Source organism: Allobosea sp. GW821-FHT10B12, assembly GCF_059415545.1.
This window is the reverse complement of the sequence record NZ_JBWKNL010000012.1, coordinates 15,288-39,011: the sequence shown is the minus strand read 5'-3', so window position 1 is coordinate 39,011 and position 23,724 is coordinate 15,288. Positions and strand designations below refer to the sequence as shown.

20 protein-coding genes are annotated in these 23,724 nt (G+C 67.5%); 18 read left to right on the top strand and 2 right to left on the bottom strand.

Annotated elements, in window-relative coordinates; genetic code table 11:
• The first annotated feature begins 76 nt into the window (after window positions 1-76).
• From AC07O0_RS27170 to AC07O0_RS27110, 13 genes are all read left to right on the top strand, one after another.
• Complete coding sequence (locus tag AC07O0_RS27170) at window positions 77-1,048, top strand: LysR family transcriptional regulator (RefSeq protein ID WP_494627473.1); 972 nt, start codon at window positions 77-79, stop codon at window positions 1,046-1,048.
• A complete protein-coding gene (locus AC07O0_RS27165) occupies window positions 1,045-2,511 on the top strand; it encodes an NAD(P)-binding domain-containing protein (RefSeq protein WP_494627471.1) in 1,467 nt (488 codons plus the stop codon). The genes AC07O0_RS27170 and AC07O0_RS27165 overlap by 4 nt, the downstream gene beginning before the upstream one ends.
• A gap of 12 nt (window positions 2,512-2,523) precedes the next feature.
• Entirely contained in the window at window positions 2,524-3,486 is a 963-nt protein-coding gene (locus tag AC07O0_RS27160; RefSeq protein ID WP_494627469.1) for a tripartite tricarboxylate transporter substrate binding protein, read from the top strand.
• Window positions 3,477-3,980 (top strand): tripartite tricarboxylate transporter TctB family protein, encoded by a 504-nt coding sequence (locus AC07O0_RS27155; RefSeq protein WP_494627467.1) that lies wholly within the window; start codon window positions 3,477-3,479, stop codon window positions 3,978-3,980. The genes AC07O0_RS27160 and AC07O0_RS27155 overlap by 10 nt, the downstream gene beginning before the upstream one ends.
• A complete protein-coding gene (locus tag AC07O0_RS27150) occupies window positions 3,977-5,473 on the top strand; it encodes a tripartite tricarboxylate transporter permease (RefSeq protein ID WP_494627465.1) in 1,497 nt (498 codons plus the stop codon). The genes AC07O0_RS27155 and AC07O0_RS27150 overlap by 4 nt, the downstream gene beginning before the upstream one ends.
• 439 nt (window positions 5,474-5,912) lie before the next feature.
• Window positions 5,913-6,509, top strand: a complete 597-nt coding sequence (locus tag AC07O0_RS27145; protein ID WP_494627464.1) for a flavin reductase family protein — start codon at window positions 5,913-5,915, stop codon at window positions 6,507-6,509.
• A 17-nt stretch (window positions 6,510-6,526) separates the two neighbouring features.
• Complete coding sequence (locus AC07O0_RS27140; protein WP_494627462.1) at window positions 6,527-7,531, top strand: MsnO8 family LLM class oxidoreductase; 1,005 nt, start codon at window positions 6,527-6,529, stop codon at window positions 7,529-7,531.
• A gap of 17 nt (window positions 7,532-7,548) precedes the next feature.
• Window positions 7,549-8,892, top strand: a complete 1,344-nt coding sequence (locus AC07O0_RS27135) for an LLM class flavin-dependent oxidoreductase (protein WP_494627460.1) — start codon at window positions 7,549-7,551, stop codon at window positions 8,890-8,892.
• A 50-nt stretch (window positions 8,893-8,942) separates the two neighbouring features.
• Entirely contained in the window at window positions 8,943-9,476 is a 534-nt protein-coding gene (locus AC07O0_RS27130; protein WP_494627458.1) for a GNAT family N-acetyltransferase, read from the top strand.
• Between the two features lie 39 nt (window positions 9,477-9,515).
• Window positions 9,516-11,315 carry an amino acid ABC transporter permease/ATP-binding protein gene (locus AC07O0_RS27125; protein ID WP_494627457.1) on the top strand — a complete coding sequence of 600 codons (1,800 nt, stop codon included), beginning with the start codon at window positions 9,516-9,518 and terminating at the stop codon, window positions 11,313-11,315.
• Window positions 11,316-11,338: 23 nt separating this feature from the next.
• The gene (locus AC07O0_RS27120) at window positions 11,339-12,271 is read left to right on the top strand and encodes an ABC transporter substrate-binding protein (RefSeq protein ID WP_494627456.1); all 933 of its coding nucleotides are present in this window, start codon (window positions 11,339-11,341) and stop codon (window positions 12,269-12,271) included.
• Between the two features lie 83 nt (window positions 12,272-12,354).
• Window positions 12,355-13,275 carry an ABC transporter substrate-binding protein gene (locus tag AC07O0_RS27115; RefSeq protein ID WP_494627622.1) on the top strand — a complete coding sequence of 307 codons (921 nt, stop codon included), beginning with the start codon at window positions 12,355-12,357 and terminating at the stop codon, window positions 13,273-13,275.
• An 8-nt stretch (window positions 13,276-13,283) separates the two neighbouring features.
• Complete coding sequence (locus AC07O0_RS27110) at window positions 13,284-14,336, top strand: LLM class flavin-dependent oxidoreductase (RefSeq protein ID WP_494627454.1); 1,053 nt, start codon at window positions 13,284-13,286, stop codon at window positions 14,334-14,336.
• Between the two features lie 235 nt (window positions 14,337-14,571).
• Here AC07O0_RS27110 and leuA read toward each other — a convergent pair whose 3' ends face one another.
• Window positions 14,572-16,239 (bottom strand): 2-isopropylmalate synthase, encoded by a 1,668-nt coding sequence (gene leuA, locus AC07O0_RS27105; protein WP_494627620.1) that lies wholly within the window; start codon window positions 16,237-16,239, stop codon window positions 14,572-14,574.
• A gap of 239 nt (window positions 16,240-16,478) precedes the next feature.
• Complete coding sequence (locus AC07O0_RS27100) at window positions 16,479-17,735, bottom strand: NAD(P)/FAD-dependent oxidoreductase (protein ID WP_494627618.1); 1,257 nt, start codon at window positions 17,733-17,735, stop codon at window positions 16,479-16,481.
• Between the two features lie 139 nt (window positions 17,736-17,874).
• On the opposite strand from AC07O0_RS27100, the gene AC07O0_RS27095 reads away from it, so the two are divergent.
• Genes AC07O0_RS27095 through AC07O0_RS27075 form a run of 5 tightly spaced genes read left to right on the top strand, consistent with a single transcriptional unit; the run spans window position 17,875 to window position 23,693 of the window.
• The gene (locus AC07O0_RS27095) at window positions 17,875-18,753 is read left to right on the top strand and encodes a MurR/RpiR family transcriptional regulator (RefSeq protein ID WP_494627452.1); all 879 of its coding nucleotides are present in this window, start codon (window positions 17,875-17,877) and stop codon (window positions 18,751-18,753) included.
• 47 nt (window positions 18,754-18,800) lie between these two features.
• Entirely contained in the window at window positions 18,801-20,372 is a 1,572-nt protein-coding gene (locus AC07O0_RS27090) for an ABC transporter substrate-binding protein (protein WP_494627450.1), read from the top strand.
• A 31-nt stretch (window positions 20,373-20,403) separates the two neighbouring features.
• Window positions 20,404-21,336, top strand: coding sequence for an ABC transporter permease (locus tag AC07O0_RS27085; protein ID WP_494627448.1), 933 nt, complete (start codon window positions 20,404-20,406; stop codon window positions 21,334-21,336).
• Window positions 21,333-22,178, top strand: a complete 846-nt coding sequence (locus AC07O0_RS27080) for an ABC transporter permease (RefSeq protein WP_494627446.1) — start codon at window positions 21,333-21,335, stop codon at window positions 22,176-22,178. The genes AC07O0_RS27085 and AC07O0_RS27080 overlap by 4 nt, the downstream gene beginning before the upstream one ends.
• 33 nt (window positions 22,179-22,211) lie before the next feature.
• Window positions 22,212-23,693, top strand: coding sequence for a M81 family metallopeptidase (locus AC07O0_RS27075; protein ID WP_494627444.1), 1,482 nt, complete (start codon window positions 22,212-22,214; stop codon window positions 23,691-23,693).
• Window positions 23,694-23,724 lie beyond the last annotated feature (31 nt).

Below are 23,724 nucleotides of genomic sequence, written 5' to 3'. Positions count from 1 at the left end.
CCTAAGCTTCATGCTTGACCTGCATCAACTAGTATCTATCATCCGATTTAGGAATAATGATCCAGCCTGTGAACGCATGGACCTGCGCCAGCTCGAAGCCTTCGCCGCAGTCTTCTCCGCCGGCAGCATCACCGGCGGCGCCAGGCTGCTCGGCCGTTCGCAGCCGGCGCTAACCCGGCAGATCCAGGAGCTGGAGGAGACGCTCGGCTTCAGCGTGCTGCACCGCGCCGGCCCGCGGGTGACGCCGACCGAGCAGGGCCTGCGCTTCCATCAGGAGGTCGAGCCGGTCATCGCCTGGCTCCGGCAATTGCGCGAGCGGGCCGCCGCCATCGCCGCCGACAAGCCGCGCTCCCTGGAAATCGCCTCGATCGCCTCCTTCGCCGCCGGCATGCTGCCGGCCGCCCTGGCGCGGCTCGGCGAGGATGCTCTGCCCGGGCAGGTCCATATCCGGGCGGCGCTGGCCGAGCAGGTCGTGCAGTCGGTCGCGACCCATGTCGCCGAGATCGGTGTCACCAGCCTGCCGGTCGATCATCCCGCCCTCGAACTCCACTGGATCGGCGAGGCGCCTTGCGTCGTCGCCGTGCGTGCCGATGATCCGCTCGCTGAAGCCGAGACGATCCCGCTCGCCGCAGTCGCCGACCGCCGGTTGATCGCCATGGCCAACCCTTTCCGCTGGCGCCGGCGCGTCGATGCGGCGCTGGAACGCGCCGGAGTGCGGCCCGCCGGACTTCTCGATGCCAACACCTCGAATACGGCGCTGATGGCGGCGCGCGCCGGGCTCGGCATCGCCATTCTCGAACCGGTCATCGCCTATGGCATGCCGCTCGAAGGCGTCGCGATCCGCAAGCTCGACGTGCCGATTTCCTTCCTCTGGGGCGTGGTGACGCCCTATGGCCGCCCGGCGACGCCGCTGGTCGACGGGCTGATCGCGGCGCTGGAGGCGATCTCGCGCGAGACACTGCCCGGCTTCGTCAAGCATCCGCCGACGGCGCGCGAGCGATTGATGGCTGACCTTTTCGGCCCCAAGCCGGTCAGGGGGGCGGCATGAACGCCGTCTCGCCTCTTCCCGTCGGCCTGCCCGCGCTGGAGCAGCGCCTGCGCCAGGACCTGGACTGGCTGGAATGGCCGGCCAAGGACTGGGTGCCGCCGCGCGAGCATGACGGCCAGCGCGTCCGCGACGTGGTGATCGTCGGCGCCGGCATGTGCGGCCTCGCCGCCGCCGGCGCGCTCAAGGGGCTAGGCCTCTCGAACATCGCCGTGCTCGACCGCGCCCCCGCCGGCCGCGAGGGTCCCTGGGTGACCTATGCGCGGATGGAGACGCTGCGCTCGCCGAAGCAGCTCACCGGCCCGGCGCTCGGCCTGCCCGCGCTGACGTTCCGGGCCTGGTACGAGGCGCAACATGGCCGCGCCGCCTGGGACGCCCTCGGCAAGATCCCGCGGCCGCTATGGATGGACTATCTCGTCTGGTATCGGAAGGTGCTGGAGCTGCCGGTCGAGAACGGCGTGTCGGTCGACGCAGTCACTCCGGAAGGCGACCTGCTGGCGCTCACGGTCTCGGATGCGCGGGGCTCGCGCACACTCTTCGCCCGCCATCTCGTGCTCGCCACCGGCCGCGACGGGCTCGGCGCGCCCTGGGTGCCGCCGATCGCTGGGACGGTCGACCGCCGCTTCTGGGCGCACAGCGCCGACGCGATCGATTTCGCCGCCTTGAAAGGCAAGCGCGTCGGCGTCGTCGGCGCCGGGGCCTCGGCCATGGACAATGCTGCGACCGCGCTGGAAGAGGGTGTCGCCAGCCTCGACCTCTTCGTGCGCCGCAAGGAATTGCCGCGCATCAACAAGTTCACCGGTATCGGCAGCCAGGGTGTCGTCCACGGCGTCGCCGGCCTGCCGGATGAATGGAAATGGCGCTTCTTCGACTATGCGCTGAAGGCGCAGACGCCGCCGCCACGCGACTCGACCCTGCGCGTCTCGCGCCATGCCAATGCCCGCTTCCATCTCGGCAGCCCGATCCTTGATCTAAAGGAGAAGGATGGCGCGCTGGCGCTGACGACGCCGAAGGGAACTTACACGCTCGACTTCCTGATCTTCGCCACCGGCTTCTCGGTCGATCTCGGCGAACGGCCGGAGCTTGCCGCGGTCGCGCCCTTCATCCGCTTCTGGAAGGATCGTTACGTCTCGGAGGGGATCAATAACCCCGAGCTGGAGAGCGCCCCTGATCTCGGCCCCTCCTTCGAGTTCCAGGAGAGGGTGCCCGGCAGCTGCCCGGCGCTGGCCCGCATCCACTGCTTCAACTATCCGGCGATGCTGAGCCACGGAAAACTCTCCGGCGACATCCCCGCCGTCAGCGCCGGCGCGGACCGGCTCGGCCGCGGCATCGCCCGCGCCCTCTTCGTCGCCGATCGCGAGGCTCATTACCGCTCGCTCGTCGCCTATGACACGCCCGAATTGCTCGGCGACGAATGGACCGATGCCGACGCCCTGCCTGCCGATCTCTCCGTTTCCACCTCCTGAAGGAGTGTCCCGATGATCAAGCGCCTGTCGATCGCCGCCGCCCTCGGAGCCACGCTCCTCGCCAGCGGCGCCGCCCGCGCCGAATACCCTGAGAAGCCGATCGAGATGATCGTCGCCTTCGCGCCGGGCGGCGGCACCGATGTCGCCGCCCGCTCGATCGCCCGCTACATGGAGAAATATCTCGGCGGCAGCGCCCGCATCGGCGTGATCAACAAGCCCGGTGCTGGCGGCGAGATCGGCTGGACCGCCGTCGCCCAGGGCAAGCCCGACGGCTACACCATCGGCTTCATCAACGCGCCGGCGATCAATGCGCTGGTCGTCGAGGGCAAGACCAAGTTCAAGATGGGCGACCTGCAGCCGATCGCGAACCTCGTCTACGATCCCGGCGTTCTCGTCGTGCCGAAGACCAGTTCCTACGGCTCGCTGAAGGACCTGATCGACGCGGCGAAGAAGGCCTCGACGCCGCTCGTGATCGGCACCTCCGGCGCCAGCGGCTCCTCAGAGCACATCGCGCTGCTGAACTTCCAGCGCCTCGCCGACACCAAGTTCACCCCGGCCTTCTTCGGCGGCACCGCCCCGGTCCGCCAGGCTGTGCTCGGCGGCCATGTCCCGGCCGCGACGATGAACCTGAGTGAGGCCCTTCAAATCGCCCGCGAGGGCAACATCAAGGTGATCGGCGTGATGAGTGCCGAGCGCTCCGCATACCTCCCGGACGCCCCGACCTTCCGCGAAGCCGGCTATGATGTCGTCGTCGGTGCCTCGCGCGGCATCGCCGCGCCCAAGGGCGTGCCGGCCGATGTCGTCGCCAAGCTGGAGAAGGCGATCGACCAGGCGCTGAAGGATCCGGAATATCTCGACGCCGCCAAGAAGGCAGAGATCCCGCTGCAATACCTCGCCTCCAGCGACTTCAAGGCCTTCCTCGACCGCGCCACCACCGATCTCGAGGCGACCTGGAAGGCGACGCCGTGGAAGTGACGGGGGAGGTCGCGCCGGCCACGGCAGAGGGCCGTTCGCGCAGCCCGGTCGAGATCGTCTTCGCGCTCGTGCTCGTCGCGGTCTCGCTCGCGGTCATCGCGATGGCGTCGACCTATCCCTTCGAAAGCGCGGCCTATCCGGTCGTGATCGCCGCCGGCATGGCGGTGCTGGGTCTGTGGATCGCGGTGCGCGAGATCCTGCGCCGCCTTCGCAGCAAGCCGACGCCCGGCGCCTTCGCCGAGCACGGCCCGCGTCTCGCCATCGGTATCGCGGCGCTCGTCGCCTATTTCGCTGCGGTCAGCGCGATCGGCTTCATCCTGCCGAGCCTGGCACTCTGCGTGTTCCTGCCGGCGGCGGTGGGCTTCCGGCGCTGGGGGCTGGCGGCGTTGGTCGGGGTGGTCTGCGTCGTCTCGATCCTGCTGATCTTCGTCTACGCGCTCGGCCGCCCGATCCCGGAAGATCTCCTCTCACCCCTGCTGGCGAAGCTCAGATGATCGACGCGCTGCTGCACGCCATCCCGCTCGTCTTCGCGCCGATGAACATTCTCGCCATGTTCATCGGCCTGATCGCCGGACTCGTCGTCGGCTGCCTGCCGGGGCTGACCGTCGTCACCGGCCTTGCCGTGCTGATCCCGCTGACCTTCGGGCTCGATCCGCTGTTCGCGCTCGGCATGATGGCCGGCATGTACAATGGCGGCTCCTATGGTGGCGCCATTCCCGCGATCCTGATGCGCGTGCCGGGCACGCCGGCCTCGGTCGCAACCGTGCTCGACGGCTACAAGATGACCCAGAAGGGGCAGGCCGCCTATGCGCTGCAGGTCGCGCTGCTCTCGGGCGTCATCGGCAGCGTGCTCTCCTCGATCTCGCTGATCCTGCTCTCGCCGCCTTTGGTCTCGTTCAGCCTGCTCTTCGGGCCGATCGAATACTTCTGGCTCGGCATTCTGGGCCTCGCCACTGTCTCCTCGCTGCTCGGTGACGACCTGCCGAAGGGGCTGATCGCCTGCGGTATCGGCCTCCTGATCGGGGCGGTCGGCCAGGACATTTCGAACGGCACCGAGCGCTTCACCTTCGGCCAGCTCGACTTGCTCGACGGCTTCAGCGCGATCGTGCTGCTGACCGGGCTCTTTGCCGTACCGCCGGTGCTGCAGATCGTCGAGGAAGCGGTGAAGACCGGCATGAGCGGCGACAAGCTCAAGCTGCACCGCCAGGGCTCGGCGCTGAGCCAATGGCGCTTCTTCACGCCGGTCTGGATCCGCTCTTCGATCATCGGCATCATCATCGGCATCCTGCCGGGCGCGGGCGGCAGCATGTCGTCCTTCCTCGCCTATAACGAGGCCAAGCGCGTCGCCCGCAATCCCGAGACCTTCGGTCACGGCAATCCCGAGGGCGTCGCGGCGTCCGAGTGCGGCAACGGCGCCGACAATGCGGCCTCGCTGATCCCGGCGCTGGCGCTCGGCATTCCCGGTTCGGGTGTCGCAGCCGTCATCCTCGGCGGCCTGCTCGTGCATGGCCTCAGGCCCGGGCCGCAGCTCTTCCGCGAGCATCCGGACATTGTCTACGGCTTCATGCTGCAGTTCCTGGTGACGTCCTTCCTGCTCGCCATCGTCGGAGGCCTGGCGGCGACGCGCATCTTCGGCCAGGTGCTGCGCCTGCCGCGCATCGTGCTTGCTCCGGTGATCCTGCTCTTCGTCACCGTCGGCGTCTATTCGGTCAACAATTCGCTGTTCGACCTCTGGGTGCTGCTCGGCGTCGGCCTGATCGGCTATGTGCTGGAGCGGCTCGATTATCCGAGCGCGCCGATCGTGCTCGGGCTGCTGCTTGGCCCGATGGTCGAAAGCCAGCTCAGGCTGGCGCTGACCATCTCCGGCGGCAGTGCCTCGGCGCTGGTCTCGACGCCGATCGCGGTCATCCTGGCTTTGCTCAGCGCCGCCATCCTGCTGACGCCGGCCTGGCGGCTGTTCCGCCAGCGCCGCACCGCCGCGGCCTGAACGGCCGGCTTTTCGCGGCAGAGCAGAAACCTGCCGTGCCGGCGGCCGGAGGCGAGCGCTTCCGCCTCCTCTCGGCCGCATCTTTGAAAAGACATTTCGTTGACCCTGCATGGTTTCGCAGGAAGAATGTCAGTATCGAGCGCTTACGACTGCGCCCGGTCGCGGGATTTGCTGGAGCAGCTTGCACCGCGTCAAAAAAGCTAAAAGCACCACGATGACATCGTGGGCTCCTGGCGCGGAGACACGTCGATGAAACCGGGTAATACTTCAGAGTCTGAACGCTCCAGCAGTCTGCTGTAGTGTTCCTGATCTTTCGTCCGGCGGCCTGACCGCAGGACCTATCGCTTCCTAGCAGCGTCAGCGTGCCGGCTCGCCCGGTCGAAGCGTCGTTCCCTGACGGCGCGCGCCTCGCTGCGTCCTCCCGCCAGCCGAGGCCTTCATGACCGTTGTCTCGCTCGTTAATCCAGCATCCGCGGCATCCCGCCCGTTCAGCCGAACGGCGGTGGCGCAAGCCGAAGTACCGAGTTTCCGAGCGGCACTGCGCCATCTCGCAGGCGGCGTCAGCGTGATCACGACCGGGCAGGGCGCGGATCGCACCGGGCTGACCGTCACCTCGCTCGCGTCGCTTTCCGCCGAGCCGCCGACGGTGATGTTTGGGCTCAATCTCAGCTCGTCGAGCTTTCCCGTGCTCGCCCGCCATCGCAGCTTCGGCGTCAATTTTCTCAACGCCACGCAAAAGCAGATCGCCGACCGTTTTGCTGGCCGCGCCGGCGAGAAGGGCGAAGCGCGCTATGCCGGGGCGAACTGGATCGAAGGCATCACCGGCGCGCCGCTGCTGGAGGGCGCGCTGGCCACGCTCGCCTGCGAGGTCGAGGAACTGATCGAGCGGCATTCGCACGCCATCGTCATCGGCCGCGTGCGCGAGGTCCGGCTCGGCGGCGACGACGCGGCGCTGGTCTATTGGCGCGGCGACTACGAGCGCCTCGGCTGGATGGCCGAGGAGGCGCGCACGGCCTGCGGCCTGCGCGGCATCTGATCCCGGCGAGCGATCCCATGGCCTATTCCCTCAGCCTGCTCGACAAGAGCCCGATCCTCGACGGCGAGAGCGCGGTCGACGCCCTCCAGCGCACGGTCGCATTTGCGCAGGCCGCCGAGCGTCTCGGCTATCGCCGCTTCTGGCTCGCCGAGCATCACGGCTTTCCCGGCCTCGCCAGCTCGGCGCCGGAGATCCTGGTGGCGCATCTGATCGCCCGCACGCGCCGCATCCGCATCGGCTCCGGCGGCGTGCTCCTGCAGCATTACAGCCCCTACAAGGTCGCCGAGACCTTCAACCTGCTCGCGACGCTGGCGCCGGGTCGTATCGATCTCGGCATCGGCAAGGCGCCGGGCGGCCTGCCGCTCTCGACCAAGGCGCTGCGCGTCCAGCACGATTCCAAGAGCGCCCGCTCCTTCGAAGCGCTGCTGGCCGAGCTCGACGGCTTCCTCTCGGGTTCGCTCGATGCGGATGATCCGCTTGCCGGTGCGCAGGCCCTGCCGAAGCCGCCTGCGCCAGCGGAGCGCTTCCTGCTTGGCGCCAGCCCGGACAGTGCCCGGCTCGCGGCCGAGCGTGGCTGGCGTTTCGTCTTCGCCGGCCAGCTCAACGGCGATCCGAAGGCGATCGAGGGCAGCCTCAACGCCTATGCGGAGGCCGGCGCCAAGCAGCTGCCGCTGTTCGGCCTCGCCGCCCTCGCCGCGGCGACGGCGGAGGAGGCGCGGGTGCTGACCGATCCACTGCGTGTCGTCAGGCTGACGCTCGACAATGGCCAGAGCGTCAATCTCGGCAGCGAGGAACAGGCGGCCGAGTTCGCCCGCCAGGCCGGCGCCGCCTCCTACACCACCGAGATCCGTCGCCCCAGCATCCTCTCCGGCACTGCCGAGGATGTCCGGCGCGAGCTCGACGCGCTCTCCGCCCGCTTCGGCATCGCCGAATTCGTCATCGACACCCCGGCCGCCGCGACTGCCCAGCGCCTCGCCTCGATCACGCTGCTTGCCGGCGATGCGCCGGCGCTAGCGGCCTGAGCCGACAGGAGACTTTGATGAGCAAGACCCGTCTCACCTTCGGCCTGATGCTGCAGGGCCCCGGCAGCCACATGAACGCCTGGCGTCATCCCAGCAATCCGGCCGATGCCAGCGTCAATCTCGACTTCTTCATCCGCAACGCCCGCAAGGCCGAGGAGAACGGCATCGCCTTCGCCTTCGTGGCCGACGGGCTCTACATCAACGAGAAGTCGATCCCGCATTTCCTCAATCGCCTCGAGCCGCTGACCATCCTCTCGGCGCTGGCGACGGTAACGAAGAAGCTCGGCCTCGTCGGCACGGTCTCGACCTCCTATAGCGACCCCTTCACCATCGCCCGGCAATTCGCCTCGCTCGACCTGATCTCGGGCGGACGCGCCGGCTGGAACGCGGTCACCTCGCCGCTGGAGGGCTCTGGCCGCAATTACGGGCGCCCGCATCCCGAGCATTCGCTGCGTTACGAGATCGCGCATGAATATCTCGACGTCGCCAAGGGGCTCTGGGATTCCTGGGACGACGACGCTTTCGTCCGCGACCGTGAGGCCGGCCGCTTCTTCGACCGCGAGAAGCTGCACACGCTCGGCTACAAGGGCCGCTTCTTCCAGGTCGAGGGCCCGCTCAACATCCAGCGCTCGCCGCAGGGCCAGCCGGTGCTGTTCCAGGCCGGCGCGTCGGATGCCGGCATCGGCCTTGCCGGACGCCATGCCGATGCGGTCTTCGCCAATCATGTCTCGCTGGAGGAAGGCCAGGCCTTCTATCGCAGCATCAAGACCAGCGCGATCGCGCAGGGGCGGCTCGCAAGCGAGGTCAAGATCTTCCCGAGCGCCGGGCCGATCGTCGGCCGCACCCGCAAGGAGGCCGAGGACAAGTACCAGGCGATCCGCGATCTCGTCTCGACCGACGAGGCGCTCGCCTATCTCGGCCGCTATTTCGACCATCACGATTTCAGCGCCTATCCGCTCGATGCGCCTTTCCCCGAGCTCGGCGATATCGGCAAGAACAGCTTCCGCTCGACCACCGACCGGATCAAGCGCACCGCCGCCCTGAAGCGCCAGACCTTGCGCGAGGCGGCGCTGGAAGCCGCGACCCCGCGCGCCGACCTGATCGGCTCCGCCGAGGAGATCGCCGATATCCTGATCGAGCGCGTCGAGAAGCAGGCGGCCGATGGCTTCATCCTCGGCTTCCCGGTGATCGGCCAGGGGCTCGACGATTTCATCGAGCTGGTCATCCCGGTGCTGGAAGCGCGCGGCGTCTACGACCGCAGCCTGCCGGGCGAAACGCTGCGCAACCATCTCGGCTTGCCACGTCGCGAGAGCCGCTATGCCCGCCCGGCTCGGGCATCCGCGCCGCGCAAGGCCGGCTGAAAGCTGCCCAGAACCCGTTTCCAGAACCTCGCGATCCGAGAGGCTTTCTCATGGCCGACGAATTCTTCTACACCACGCCCCTCGACCCGCTCGCCGAGCCCCTCGTCGAGCAGCTGACCTGGGAATACGCCACCCGTTACGGCAGCTATTTCGGCGAGCCGCCCGGCGCTGAGATGAGTCGCTATCCGGCCTCGCTGTTCGCGCCGCCGGAGGGCAATTTCGTGCTGCTGCTCCGTGATGGTCGCGCTATCGCCGGCGGCGCCTTCAAGCGCTATGACGCGCAGACAGCCGAGCTCAAGCGGATGTGGACCGACAGCGCCTTCCGCCGCCAGGGCCTTGCCCGCCGCGTCGTCGAAGAGCTGGAGGCACAGGCTGCGCGCCAGGGCTATGGCAAGATCTTCCTGACCACCGGCTTCCGCCAGCCCGAGGCGAGGGACCTCTACCTCTCTACCGGCTACACGCCGCTCTTCGATCCCGCCGTCGATCCCGAGGTCTACAAGAAACTCGCCTTCGAGAAGGATCTGGCGGTTGCGGCCTATCGGCCGCGCCCGCCCGCCGAGCAACTGCCTGCCAGCGCCGCCTGATCGCGCTGCCCGCCGCACCAACAGAAAACGAGACCAGCCATGAGCCTCGCCAGCGATTTCGCGGGCCTGCCGACGCGCGCCCACAGCACCCCGCCGACCCGCGATTTCAGCCGCTATCGGATTGTGCCGGCGCGCTATCCGGCCCGGACGATCGGCACCGCCTTCGCGGTCGTGGTGATCGTCGCGGTCGTGAACTCGGTCCTCTCCAATCCGCGCTGGGGCTGGGATGTCTTCGCCGAATGGTTCTTCGCCGAGCCGGTGCTGGCCGGGCTGGCGCGGACGCTGCTGCTCACCCTGCTCGGCACGGTGCTCGGCTTCCTGCTCGGCACGGGCCTCGCGCTGGCGCGGGTCTCCGGCTCGCCGCTGCTGGCCTCGCTGTCCTGGGCCTATGTCTGGCTGTTCCGCTCGATCCCGCTGATCGTGCTGCTGCTGATCCTCAACAATCTCGGCTATCTCTATTCGACGGTCTGGCTCGGCATTCCCTTCACCGAGATCACCTTCGCCTCCTGGTCGACGACGCAGTTGATCACGCCGTTCTTCGCGGCGGTGCTCGGGCTCACCCTGCACGCCGGCGCCTTCTCCTCGGAGATCGTGCGCGGCGGTATCCTCTCGGTCGACCAGGGCCAGCACGAGGCGGCGGCCGCGCTCGGCCTGCCGCGACGACGCCAGTTCTCGCGAATCGTGCTGCCGCAGGCGATGCGCACCATCCTGCCCAACGGCTTCAACGAGATCATCCTTCTCGCGAAGGGCACCAGCCAAGTCTACATCTTGGCGCTGCCCGAGCTGTTCTACACCATCCAGATCATCTACCGGCGCAATCTCGAGGTGATCCCGCTGCTGATGGTGGCGACGGTCTGGTACCTCGTCATCCTGAGCGTTCTCTCCTTCGTCCAGCACCATATCGAGCGCTATTACTCGCGTGGCGCGCTGCGCAATCCGCCGCCCTCGCTGATAGCCCTGGCGCTGGCCCGCTTCGGCCACTCGCGTGATGCCGCAGCGGCGCGCCGCACCGAGGCTGCACTGGCTCAGCCGGGTTCATCCGCCGCGGCCGCTCCTTCGCTGGCGAGCCTGCGGCGCAGCGGCGGCGAGATCCGGATCAGCAACGTCTCGAAGAGCTTCGGCCCGCTCAAGGTGCTCGACGATGTCAGCCTGGCTTTGCGCCCCGGCAGCGTCACCGCGATCATCGGCCAGTCCGGCTCCGGCAAATCGACCCTGCTGCGCTCGATCAACCATCTCGAGCGTGTCGATGAGGGCTTCATCGCGATCGACGGCGAACTGATAGGCTACCGGCAGGATGGCGACACGCTCTACGAACTCAAGGAGCGTGAGATCCTGAAGCGCCGCGTCGATGTCGGCATGGTCTTCCAGAGCTTCAACCTGTTCCCGCATCTGACCGCGATCGAGAACGTCATCGAGGCGCCGCTTTCGGTGCGCGGCGTCAGCCGCGAGCAGGCGTTGGCTGAGGCGCGCGAACTGCTCGCCCGCGTCGGCCTTGCCGACAAGGTCGACGCCTATCCGCGTCAGCTCTCCGGCGGCCAGCAGCAGCGCGTCGCCATCGCCCGGGCGCTCGCCCTGAAGCCCAAGGTGCTGCTCTTCGACGAGCCGACCTCGGCGCTCGATCCCGAGCTGGTCAACGAGGTGCTCGACGTCATCAAGGAGCTCGCCCGCTCCGGCACGACGCTGGTGATCGTCACCCATGAGATCGGCTTCGCCCGCGAGGTCGCCGACGAGGTCGTCTTCATGGAGGCCGGCCGCATCCTCGAAGTCGGCCCACCGGCCCGTGTCCTCGCCGAACCAGACCATCCGCGTACCCGCGAATTCCTCGCCAAGGTCCTCTGAGCATCATTTCCAAGGAGCAAACCATGATTACACGACGCAATACGCTCGCCCTGCTTGGCGCCGCCTCGGCCGGCGCGCTTCTCCCTTCGCTCGGCCTCGCCCAGCAGGCGATCGACCTTTCGCCCGAGCAGCCCGGACGGCCGCGGGCGCAGCGCGACGAAGCCGCGATCAAGCTGATCGGCAAGGACGCGAAGTTCGTGAAGGACGGCGTCTTCACCGTCGCCAACGCCACCGGCCGCCTGCCCTTCGCCGGCTACACCGCTGACGCCAAGACGATCATTGGCTCCGAGCCCGACATCGCCTACCTCGTCGCCGATGCGCTTGGCCGCAAGCTCGAGATCGTCCCGGTCTCCTGGGCCGACTGGCCGCTCGGCGTCGCCTCCGGCAAATACGATGCGGCGATCTCCAACATCACCGTCACCGAGCAGCGCAAGGAGAAGTTCGACTTCTCGACCTACCGCAAGGACCTGCTCGGCTTCTATGTGAAGAAGGACAACGAGATCCAGATCCGCGAGCCGCGCGACGTCGCCGGCCTCAAGATCATCGTCGGCTCCGGCACCAACCAGGAGCAGATCCTGCTGCGCTGGAACGAGCAGAACGTGAAGGACGGGCTGAAGCCGGCCGAGATCCAGTATTATGACGACGACGTCGTGCTCTATCTGGCGCTCGAGACCGGCCGCGCCGACGCCTATCTCGGCCCGAATGCCCTTCTGAGCTTCAAGGCGGCGCAGGAGAACAAGACCCGCCTCGCCGGCAATTTCTCCGGCGGCTGGCCGGTGCTGGCCGAGATCGCGGTGACGACCCGCAAGGGCGCTGGGCTCGCCGAGGCGATCACCCACGCCGTCAACACCCAGATCGGCAACGGCAACTACGCCAAGGCGCTCGGGCGCTGGAACCTCGCCCCCGAGGCGATCGAGCAGTCGCGCACCAACCCGCCCGGTCTGCCGGCGAAGTGAGCATAGCGGGCGCCGCAGCGGTCGGCTGCGGCGCCCGACTCATCAGGAAAGACAGGAAGACGATGATGTTGCGAGTGCGTGCCATGCTGGCGCTTCTGCTTGGTGGCCTGGCCATCTTCGGCCCGGAGCAAGACCCGGCGCTGGCTCAAGCACCTTTCGATCTCGGCCCAGAGCAACCCGGGCGGGTGAGGGCGGAGAAGCAGCCGGAGGCGATCGCCGCCGTGCCGAAGGGCTTCAAATTCGCCACGCCCGGCGTGCTCACCGTCGCGGTCAGCCCGGGCGGGCCGCCGCTCGCGACCTACGCCACCGACGCCAGGACCGTGGTCGGCGCCGATGCCGATTTCGCCCAGCTCATCGCCGACAGCCTCGGCCTCAAGCTCGATCTGCAGCCGATCGCCTGGGCCGACTGGCCGCTGGGGCTCGCCTCGGGAAAGTACGATGCGGTCATCTCCAATGTCGGCGTCACCGAGCAGCGCAAGGAGAAGTTCGACTTCTCGACCTATCGCAAGGGGCTGCACGGCTTCTTCGTCAGGGCCGACAGCAAGGTCACCGGGATCAGGGAGCCGAAGGATGCGGCCGGCCTCAAGGTCAGCGTCGGCGGCGGTACCAATCAGGAACGCATCCTGGTCGAATGGAGCAAGCAGAACGTCGCCGCGGGCTTGAAGCCGATCGAGCTCCTTCTCTTCGACGACGAGGCCGGGCGGCTGGTCGCGCTGCGTTCGGGCCGGGTCGACGTCATCGTCCAGCCGCATGCCCAGCTCGTCTTCATCGCGGCGCGCGACAAGGACATCAGGCGCGTCGGCACGCTCAGCGCCGGCTGGCCACTGAAGTCGGATGTCGCGATCACCACGCGCAAGGGCAGCGGCCTGGTCGATGCGCTGACCGTCGCCACCAACGGGCTGATCGCCAATGGCAAGTTCCGGGCATCGCTGGCGCGCTGGAGCCTTGAGGAGGAGGCGCTCGAGCGCTCCGAGACCAACCCGCCCGGCCTGCCGAAATACTGAAAGCTGCTATGTCCGCGCTCGCCATCCGGCACATCGCCTTCCTGACGCCCGGCAATTACGACGACGCCGATCCGCGCTCCGGGCTGGAGGAGACGCTCGGGCTCTTCGAGCATGGCGAGGCGCTCGGTTTCGACAGCGCCTGGGTGCGCCAGCGCCATCTCGAGCCCGGCGTCTCATCCGCCGCGACCTTCCTCGCTGCCGCATCCCAGCGCACGAGCGGGATCGGGCTCGGCACTGCCGTGATCCAGATCGGCTACGAGAACCCGTTCAGGCTGGCCGAGGACCTCTCGCTGGTCGACGTGCTCTCGGGCGGGCGGCTCAATGTCGGCCTGAGCGCGGGCCCGCCGCCCTTCGGCAAGCTCTTGGGCGAGCGCTTCTTCGACGGCGATCCAGCGGCTTATGATTTCTCACATGCACGCGTCGCCCGGCTCGCCGCCAACCTCGACGGCGATTGGCTCGGCGATGCCGATGCCCGCATCAGCTCCGCCGCCGGCGAGCATCGCCCGCGCCTGCGCCCGCATGCGCCGGGTTTGCGCCAGCGGCTCTGGTATGGCGGCGGCTCGCTCCGTTCGGCCCGGTGGGCGGCCGAGAACGGTTTCCACCTGCTCGTCGGCAATCTCAACACCGGCGAGGAGATCGACGATTTCTTCCTGGCGCAGCGCCGCCATATCGAGAGCTTCCGCGCCCATTGGCGCAGGGAGGGCGAGCCGAAGGTCGCGGTCGGCCGCGTGATCGTGCCGCTCGACAGCGCCGATGCCGCAACGCGCCGGCGCTATCGCGACTACGCCGAAAGCCGCCATGCCCGCACGCTGCAGCCGCAGGGCGAACGCCGCACATTGTTCACGCCCGACCTCGTCGGCACGGCCGCCGAGATCGTCGAGCAGCTCGTGGCCGATCCGGTCCTGCCGCTGGTCGACACCCTCAGGCTGGAGCTGCCCTACAATTTCTCGATTGCGGACTATCGCCAGATCATCGGCGATTTCGCTGCGCTGGTCGCGCCGGCCCTCGGCTGGCATCGTACGGAGCCGGGCGAGGAGCGCCGCCGGGCGGTTGGCGAATAACACGATACCGCGCCGTCATTCCGGGGCGACGCGTCAGCGTCGAGCCCGGAACCCATGACCACGACGCCGTTCCAGTTCGTCATGCTCGCCCTTGTGGCGAGCATCCACGTCTTGAACACCGCGCTCGCCGACGAAAGACGTGGATGGTCGGGACAAGCCCGACCACGACGGGAAGGGCGGTGTTCGTGGGTTCCGGGCTCAGGCCTTCAGCCTGCCTCGGAAAGACAGCGGAACGTCAGCCCTGCTGGCCGGCCATCACCCGCTGCATGCCGCTGAGCACGGCTTTCAGCGAGGCCATCACGATGTTCGGGTCGATGCCGACGCCGTGCACGGCCCGGCCCTTCTCGTCCTGGAGCTGGACATAGCAGGCGGCGGTGGCGTTGGCGCCGCGGCCGACCGCATGCTCGTGATAGTCGAGGAAGGAGAACTCGACGCCATAGGTCGTCTTCAACGCGTCGACGAAGGCATCGATCGGGCCGTTGCCGACGCCTTCGATCGTGCGGATCGCGCCGTCCTGTTTCAGTTCCGCCGTCAGCGTGCGCGAGCCCTGCGCGCCCGGGAAGGTCTTGTGAGCCAGCAGCTCCAGCGGCGCGTCGCTCAAGAGATAGGTCTTGCTGAACAGCGACCAGAGCACGGCGCTGGTCAGCTCCTTGCCCTCCTCGTCCATTTGCTCCTGGGCGATCTTGGAGAAGGCGATCTGCAGCGGGCGCGGCAGATCGAGGCCATGATCGGCCTGCAGGATATAGGCGATGCCGCCCTTGCCGGATTGCGAGTTGATCCGGATCACCGCCTCATAGTCGCGGCCGACATCCTTGGGGTCGATCGGCAGATAGGGCACCTGGAAGATGGGGTCGTTGCGCTTCTCCTGCGCGTCGAAGCCCTTCTTGATCGCGTCCTGATGCGAGCCGGAGAAGGCGGTGTAGACGAGCTCGCCGACATAGGGGTGACGCTCATGCACCGGCAGCTGCGTGCAGTATTCGGCGACGCTGCGGATCTCGTTGACGTCGCGCAGGTCGAGCTCGGGATCGACCCCTTGCGTGAACAGGTTCAGCGCCATGGTGACGATGTCGACATTGCCGGTGCGCTCGCCATTGCCGAACAGCGTGCCCTCGACACGGTCGGCGCCGGCCATCAGCGCGAGCTCTGCCGCCGCCACCGCCGTGCCGCGGTCGTTGTGCGGGTGGATCGAGAGCAGCACGCTGTCGCGGTCGGAGATGTTGCGGCCGAACCATTCGAACTGGTCGGCATGGACATTGGGCGTCGCCATCTCGACGGTCGCCGGCAGGTTGAGGATCAGCTTCTTCTGCGGCGTCGGCTGGATCACCGCCTTGACCGCCTCGCAGATCTCCAGGGCGTAGTCGAGCTCGGTGCCGGTGAAGCTCTCCGGCGAGTATTCGAAGGTGAAGTTCGTCTCGGGCGCCTGCGCGGCCAGGGCCTTGATCTGGGCGGCCGCATCGGTCGCGATCTTGACGATGCCCTTGCGGTCGGAGCGGAAGACCACGTCGCGCTGCAGCGTCGAGGTCGAGTTGTAGAAGTGCAGGATGACGTTCTTGGCCCCCTTCACCGCCTCGAAGGTGCGCTCGATCAGCTCGGAGCGGCACTGGGTCAGCACCTGGATCGCGACATCGTCGGGGATCGCGCCGCCCTCGATGATCGAGCGGACGAAGTCGAAATCGGTCTGCGATGCGGCGGGGAAGGCGACCTCGATCTCCTTGAATCCCATCTTCACCAGCAGCTTGAACATGCGGTCCTTGCGATCGACGCCCATCGGCTCGATCAGGGCCTGGTTGCCATCGCGCAGATCGACGGAGCACCAGATTGGCGCCTTGGTCAGCACCTGCGACGGCCATTTGCGATCGGGCAGGTTGACCGGCGCATAGGCGCGGTACTTGGAGATCGGCATCGTGGTCATGGGACAACCCTTGCGAAGGATGCGGCGTCTGGCCCGCTCAGGGCTCTACTGCGCCGTCATGCGATATGGACAGGCCTTCAAATCCCGGCGCGCTCAGAGCGCCGGGCGGCTAAGTCGAAGGGTCAGGCCCCGGATGGCGGACCGAAATCGCATGGTCGGACATAACCACCCCGGGAGAGGAAGATCAATCCTGACACGTATGCGGCGATGCGCGGCCCAGATCGCCGGGGCTAGAAGCGGCTGGCCGCGAACGGTCCGGGATCGCAGAACGGCGCCTGACCGGACATCATTTCCGCCAGCAGCCGGCCGCTTGCAGGGCCGAGGGTGAAGCCGTGATGGGCGTGGCCAAAGGCGAACCATAATCCGCGGTGCCGGGGCGCCGGGCCGATGATCGGCAGCATGTCCGGCAGGCAGGGGCGGGCGCCGCGCCATGGCTCGGCATCGAGACGATGGCCCAGCGGCATGATCCGCCGGGCGATGCGCTCGGCCTGGTCGAGCTGCCAGGAATCTGAAGGCTCGTCGCGTGCCGCGAGCTCTATGCCTGTGGTCAGGCGGATGCCGCGCTCCATCCGGGTCAGCACGAAGCCGGCCTGCGCATCGCAGAGCGGGTGCTGCGGTATGGCCCCATCCGCGATTGCATAGTGCATGTGGTAGCCGCGCTTGAAGCCGAGCGGAAAGCGATAGCCGAGCCGTTCGACGAGGTCGTTCGACCACGGCCCCAGTGCGACCACGGCTTCCGACGCCTGCCAGTTTTCGCCATTCACGGGTAGGCGCCAGGTCGCGCCGTTATGCTGCAGAGCACCGGCATCGCCTCGCAGCAGCCGGCCGCCGCGCGCGGTGAAGAGGGCGGCATAGGCCCGTGTCACCGCGCCGGGATCGCTGACGGTGACCGGATCGCGCCAATGCACGGCGCCGACGACCGCGTCCGGCAGCAGGCCCGGCTCGCGCTCCCGGAGCGTCGCAGCGTCGAGGAGATCGTAGGCGAGGCCATGGGCCGCGAGCTCCTCGGCGGCCTCCGTGGCCTCCTGCAGGCCGCGGCGGGTGCGGTAGAGCTCGATCCAGCCCTCGCCGCGCATCAGGGCCTCGGTCCCTGCCGCCTTGCTCCAATGCCTGTGTTCGTCGATGCAGCGCTCGATCAACGGCAAAATGGCGCGCCCCAGCCTGTCGAGCCGTTCGGGAGCGGAGTTCCACCAGTAGCGCGCCAGCCAGGGCGCCATCCGCAGCAGGGCCGTCGGCCGGTAGCGCACCGCGATCGAGCGGTTCGAGGCGAAGGCGGCGAGCGTCGCGAGGCTGCGCGGGAAGGCATATGGCACGACCGAAGAGCGCTCGATCAGCCCGGCATTGCCATGGCTGGTCTCGGCGCCCGGCTCGCCGCGGTCGATCAGCAGGACGTTGCGGCCGCGCTCCTGCAGATGCAGCGCGACGCTGACACCGACGATGCCGGCCCCGAGCACGATCACATCGGCCTGTCGTCCTGCAGTGGTCATCGCCTGGGCAAGCCCGTCTCCAAAGCTCGAAGCGAGCACATCGGCAGCCAGCCTCATCGCCTATTAAATTGCAAGAAAATAAAAATACTTTGACACAATGACAGAAAAATTTCTTCATGCGTTGCCGCAGGGAGCCTTCATGTCCCAGACCCTTCGCCAGAGATTGCAGGCTTGCCTCGCCGACGGCTCCAAGGCCGACAAGGCGCTGGCGAGCTATATGCTGGCGCAGCTGCCGAGCCTGCCCTTCGAGACGGCGGCGAGCCTGGCGGAGAAGGTCTCGGTCAGCGAGCCGACGGTCGGGCGCTTCTGCCGGACGCTCGGCTACAGGAGCCTGAAGGACCTGAAGGGCAGTCTCGCCGAGGAGATCGGCGACAAGCCCTGGCTGATCAGCGACCGATTGCGTGATTTCCAGCAGCGCAGCCTCGCGGGCGACGACCAGTTGGCGCGTAGCCTCCAGCTCGAGATCGCTGGGCTCGTCCGCCTCTACGAGCTCGCCCAGAGCGAGGAATGGAAGCGCGTGGCGCGCCGGCTGGCGAGCGCCTCGTCGGTCTATGTCACAGGCTTCCAGACCGAGCGTGGCCTCGCGCAATACCTCGCCAACCAGCTTCAGTATCTGCGCGACGGCGTGCATCTCGTCGATCTTGCCGCAGGCAATTTCTCCGAACTCCTGCTGTCCGGCGAGGCTGGGCGCTGCCTGGTGATCTTCGAGGCGCGCCGCTATTCGCGCATGGCCAAGCTGCTGGCCCGGCAGGCGAAGGACGCCGGCATCCCGACCACGCTCGTCACCGACGCCTTCTGCGATTGGGGACGAGGGCTGGTCGACGAGGTGCTGGTCGTCTCGACCGAATTCAACCTGTTCTGGGACTCGACCGCACAGATGGCGAGCCTCAGCAACCTGCTGATCAATGCGGTCTTCGTCGAGCTCGGCCCTCAGGTCGAGGTGCGCCTCAACCGGATGGCGGAGCTCTACGGCCGCTTCACCGGCCACGCCGGTGACGCCTCAGGCCCGCTCGACTGAGCCTATCCAAGTCTTTCGCAACATCTCGAAACAAAAGGGGAAGCGAGATGAGGACGATGTTGAAGGGGAGCATGCTGGCGCTGGGCTTTGCCGCCCTGGCCACGACGACGACGGCGCTGGCTCAGGAGGCGACCTTCGTGATGACCGCGCGCCTCGTCGGCGCGCCGACCTATAATCCGATCAAGGCGACCAAGCTCAACACCGCGACGACGCTGATCTTCGACCGGCTGGTGGTGCAGGATGCCGACCAGAGCTTCCATGGCCAGCTCGCCAGCTCATGGGATTCCAGTCCCGACGGCATGCAATGGACCTTCAAGCTGAAGCCCGGCGTGAAGTTCCACAATGGCGAGCCGTTCAACGCGAAGACCGTCGCCTGGTGGGTGCCGCAGTTCAAGGGCAGCGAGAACGCCTTCACCGTCGAGGCGATCGACAAGGTCGAGGTCGTCGACGACCTGACCGTGCGCTTCCACATGAAGCACCCCGACCCGAACCTGCTGTTCAACCTCGCCAGCTCGTTCATGTGCATTCCCGAGCCCAAATCCTACGAGGCACTCGGCGACAAGTTCGGCGTGACCGAGGCGATCGGCACCGGCCCCTACAGGATGCAGCAGTTCAGCGTCGGCCAGCAGACCGTGCTGCTGCGCAATGACGACTATGCCTGGGCCGGCGACCTCTCGAAGAACCAGGGCCCGGCCAAGTTCAAGAAGCTGACCTTCCGCGAGATCGGCGAGGAATCGACCGCCTATCTCGAATTGAAGACCGGCGGCGCCGACCTGCTCGTCAACGTCCCGACCGACTTCCTGCCGCGCATCCAGGCCGACAAGGCGGTGAAGCTCGTGACCTTCCCGGGCAACGAGCTGGTCTATATGCCGATCAACACCAGCGTCGAACCCTTCACCGACATCAAGGTCCGTGAGGCCACCGCCTTCGCCGTCAACCAGAAGGAGATCCTGACCAACCTCTATGGCGGCAACGGCGCCGTCGCCGACAGCTTCCTGATCTCGTCGCTGAAGGAGGCGCAGGTCGAGCCGAAATTCAGGATCGCCTATGATCCCGAGCGCGCGAAGAAGCTCTTCGACGAGGCCGGCTGGAAGCCGGGCCCGGACGGCATCCGCGCCAAGGACGGCAAGCGCCTTGCGGTCAAGCTCTGGACCCAGAACGGCACCGAGTTCAAGCGCCTCGTCGAGATCGTCCAGGCCCAGCTCAAGGCGGTCGGCATGCAGGCCGAGATCAGCATCATCGATGCCGGCTCGATCAATGCGCAATACCGCAAGAAGACCGAGCATCAGCTCGCGATCCGCGCCTATCAATGGACCAATGCCGATATCGTCGACTGGTTCTTCGCCGCCAAGCGGGCGGGCTATCCGAACGTCTCGATGTTCAACGATCCCGAGGCCGAGCGCCTCAACGACATCGCCATGAACAAGTCGAAGAGCTGGGACGAGCGCGTCACGAATTTCACCAGATACCATGAGTACGTGCTGTCGCAGTATCCGTTCGCGCCGATCTACCAGCCGGTGCAGAGCCTTGCTTATGGCAAGCGCATCGTGATGCCGGAGACGATCCGCGGCATGGGCCTCTACAGCTCGACCATGCTGGACATCGCGCCGGCCAACTGACCGCTTCACGCACGCACACGGGAGAGAGCCCTTGCTGCGCTTCGCGATCCGGCGGCTCGCCATGCTCGTGCCGGTGTTCCTCGCCGTCTCGCTGGTGATCTTCATGATCGTCCATCTCGTGCCGGGCGATCCGATGGAGCACCTGGTCCAGGTCGGCTCCTCGCCGGAGCAGCGGGCGCAGATGATCGCCCGCTACGGCCTCGACCAGCCGCTGCTGGTGCAATACGGGCGCTGGCTCGCCAAGGTCGTCGCCGGCGATCTCGGCGACGCCATCGTGATGCGCCAGCCCGTGGCGCAGCTGATCGCGGAGAACCTGCCGCACAGCCTCGCACTCGGCGGTGCTGCGCTGCTCTTCTCCACCACCGTGGGGATCGTCACCGGCGTGCTCGCCGCCTCCTTCCGCGACAGTCTGTTCGACCGGGCGATGATGGGCTTCATCCTGCTCGGCTCGACGCTGCCGAGCTTCTGGCTGGCGCTGCTGATGATCCTGATGTTTGCAGTGCAGTTCGAATGGTTCCCGGTTTCGGGCGCCCGCAGCTGGGACGCGCTGGTACTGCCGGCGCTGACCATCGGCATCGGCGGCACGGCGCTGATCGCGCGCGTCACCCGCGCCGCCATGGTCGAGATCGCCGGGCGCGACTTCGTCCGCGTCCTCCAGGCCAAGGGCCTGTCGTTCTGGCGCATCCAGCTGCGCCATGTCCTGCAGCAGGCGCTGCTGCCGGTGATGACCATTCTCGGCCTGCGCATCGGCTGGATCCTCGGCGGGGCGGTCACGGTCGAATACGTCTTCGCCCGGCCGGGGCTCGGCTCGCTGCTGATCACGGCGCTCGGGCAGCGCGACTACCCGCTGGTGCAGGGCTGCCTGCTGATGCTCGCCATCGCCGTGATGCTCGGCACGCTGCTCGGCGACCTCGCTCAGGCGGCGCTCGATCCGCGCCTGCGTGAAACCATGGGGGCACGATGAGCCGCTCGTCGCTCGCCGCCCGCCTGGCGCGCTCGCCGCGCGGTGCGCTCTGTGCCCTGTTCCTGATTGGGCTGGTATTCTGTGCGCTCTTCGCGCCCTGGGTCGCGCCCTATGACTACGCGGCGCAGAAGCTCAGCCTCGCCAACACCCCGCCCTCGGCGGCGCACTGGCTCGGCACTGACGAGTTCGGCCGCGACCTGCTCTCGCGTATCATCCAGGGCGCCCGCACCTCACTCAGCGTCAGCGTGTTTTCGATCGCGCTCTCGGTGCTGACAGGCGCGACGCTCGGCGCCGCCGCCGGCTATTTCGGCGGAACCTTCGACCGCATCGTCACCGTTGTCGTCGACCTGACCTGGTCCTTCCCGGAGATTCTGCTGGCGCTGATCCTGATCGCAATCCTCGGGCCAGGGCTACATTCGACCGCGATCGCCATCGCCATCGCCTATCTCGCCCAGTTCACCCGGCTGACCCGTGCGCAGGTGATGGCGCTCAAGGGCGAGCTCTTCGTCGATGCGGCGGTGACGGCCGGCGCGAGCCCGGCCCGCATCCTCTTCCTGCACCTGCTGCCGAACGCGATGACCCCGGTCATCGTCGCCGGGATGCTGGCGACGGGCGATGCGATCGTGCTCGAGGCGACGCTCGGCTTCTTCGGTCTTGGTGCCCAGCCGCCGACCCCGTCCTGGGGCGCGATGATGAGTTCCGGCACCGCCCAGATTTTCATCGCCCCCTGGATCATCATCTTCCCCGGCCTCGTCATCGCGACGACCGTGATCGCCATCAACCTGTTCGGCGATGCGCTGATCGAGGCCCTCGATATCCGCCGGCCGCTGCGCGACGGCTGACCTCCTTATCCGCGAACGCTTGAGAGGACCGCCATGAGCTACACCGTGCTGACCGCCGAATTCGCGCATGAGAGCAATACCTTCAGCCGCTGCCCGGCCGATTACGCCGCCTTCCAGGATCGGGGCTTCGCCTTCGGCGAGGCGGCGATCGCGGCGCGCGGCGAGGCCAACACGCCGATCGCCGGCTTCCTCGATGTCGGCCGCCCGGCCGGCTGGCGCGTCGTCCATGCGATCAGCGCCGCCGCCCAGCCGTCCGGACCGGTGACGCGCGACGCTTATGACCGCATCGCCGGCGTGATCGTCGAGACGGCCAAGGCCCATGCCGATGCGATCGACGGCGTGCTGCTCGGTCTGCACGGCGCCATGGTCACCGAGTTCTGTGAGGACGGCGAGGGCGAGCTCCTGGAGCGGCTGCGCGCCGTGCTCGGCAGGGAGGTGCCGATCGGGGTCACGCTCGACCCGCACGCCAACGTCACTCGCAAGATGACCGACCTCGCCGACATCGTCGTCTCCTATAAGACCTATCCGCATGTCGATGTCCGTGAGACCGGTCGGCTGGCGGCGGGGATCATGCAGCGTACGCTTGCCGGCGAGATCAAACCGGTGACGCTGCGCGCCGACCGACCGATGCTGGAGGAGGTCAATGGCGGGCGCACCGATATCGGCCCGATGGTCGAGCGCATCGCCAAGGCCAAGGCCTATGAGCAGGAGCCGGATGTCTTCGCGGTCAGCGTCAATGGCGGCTTCGGCAATGCCGACATCAGTGAGGTCGGCCCGACCGTGCTCGTCACCTGCCAGGGCGATCTCGAACGCCATGGCGCCTTCGCCGATGGGCTCGCCGAAGATATGTGGCAGCGCCGCTTCGAGATGATCACGCCCTTCCTCTCGATCGAGGAGGCGGTCGCAGAAGCTGCGGCCTATGTCGCGACCTCGGGCCCGCTGATTATCGCCGACTACGCCGACAACCCCGGCGGCGGCGGTTATGGCGACGCGACCGGATTGCTGCGCGGCATGATCGCCGCCGATCTGCAGGATGCCTGCTTCGGTCCGATTGTCGATCCCGAGGCGGCGGCCGAATTGCACCGGGCCAAGCCCGGCGCGACGGTCGCGGTCAGGCTCGGTGGCAAGGTCGACCCGAAGATCGGTGGCGGCCCGCTCGACCTTACCGGCACACTGGTCAGCATCAGCGACGGCGACTATGTCGGCGACGGCCCGATGCTCGGCGGCCTGCATGCAAGCTGGGGTCCGTGCGCGGTGCTGCGGGTCGGTGGGGTCGAGATTCTGGTCACGACGATCCGCGCCCAGATGAACGACCTGCAGCAGTTCCGCGCCTTCGGCATCGACCCGGCGGCGAAGCGCGTGGTCGGCCTGAAGTCGATGCAGCATTTCCGTGCCGCCTTCGAGCCGATCGCCGGCAAGGTCATCGTCTGCGACAGCGGCGCGCTCTGCACGCCCGACCTGACCAAGCTGCCCTATCGCCGCGCTCGCCGGCCGATCTTCCCGCTCGACAGATGAGGCGCCAGTATCCGAATGGCTTGGCGCGCGA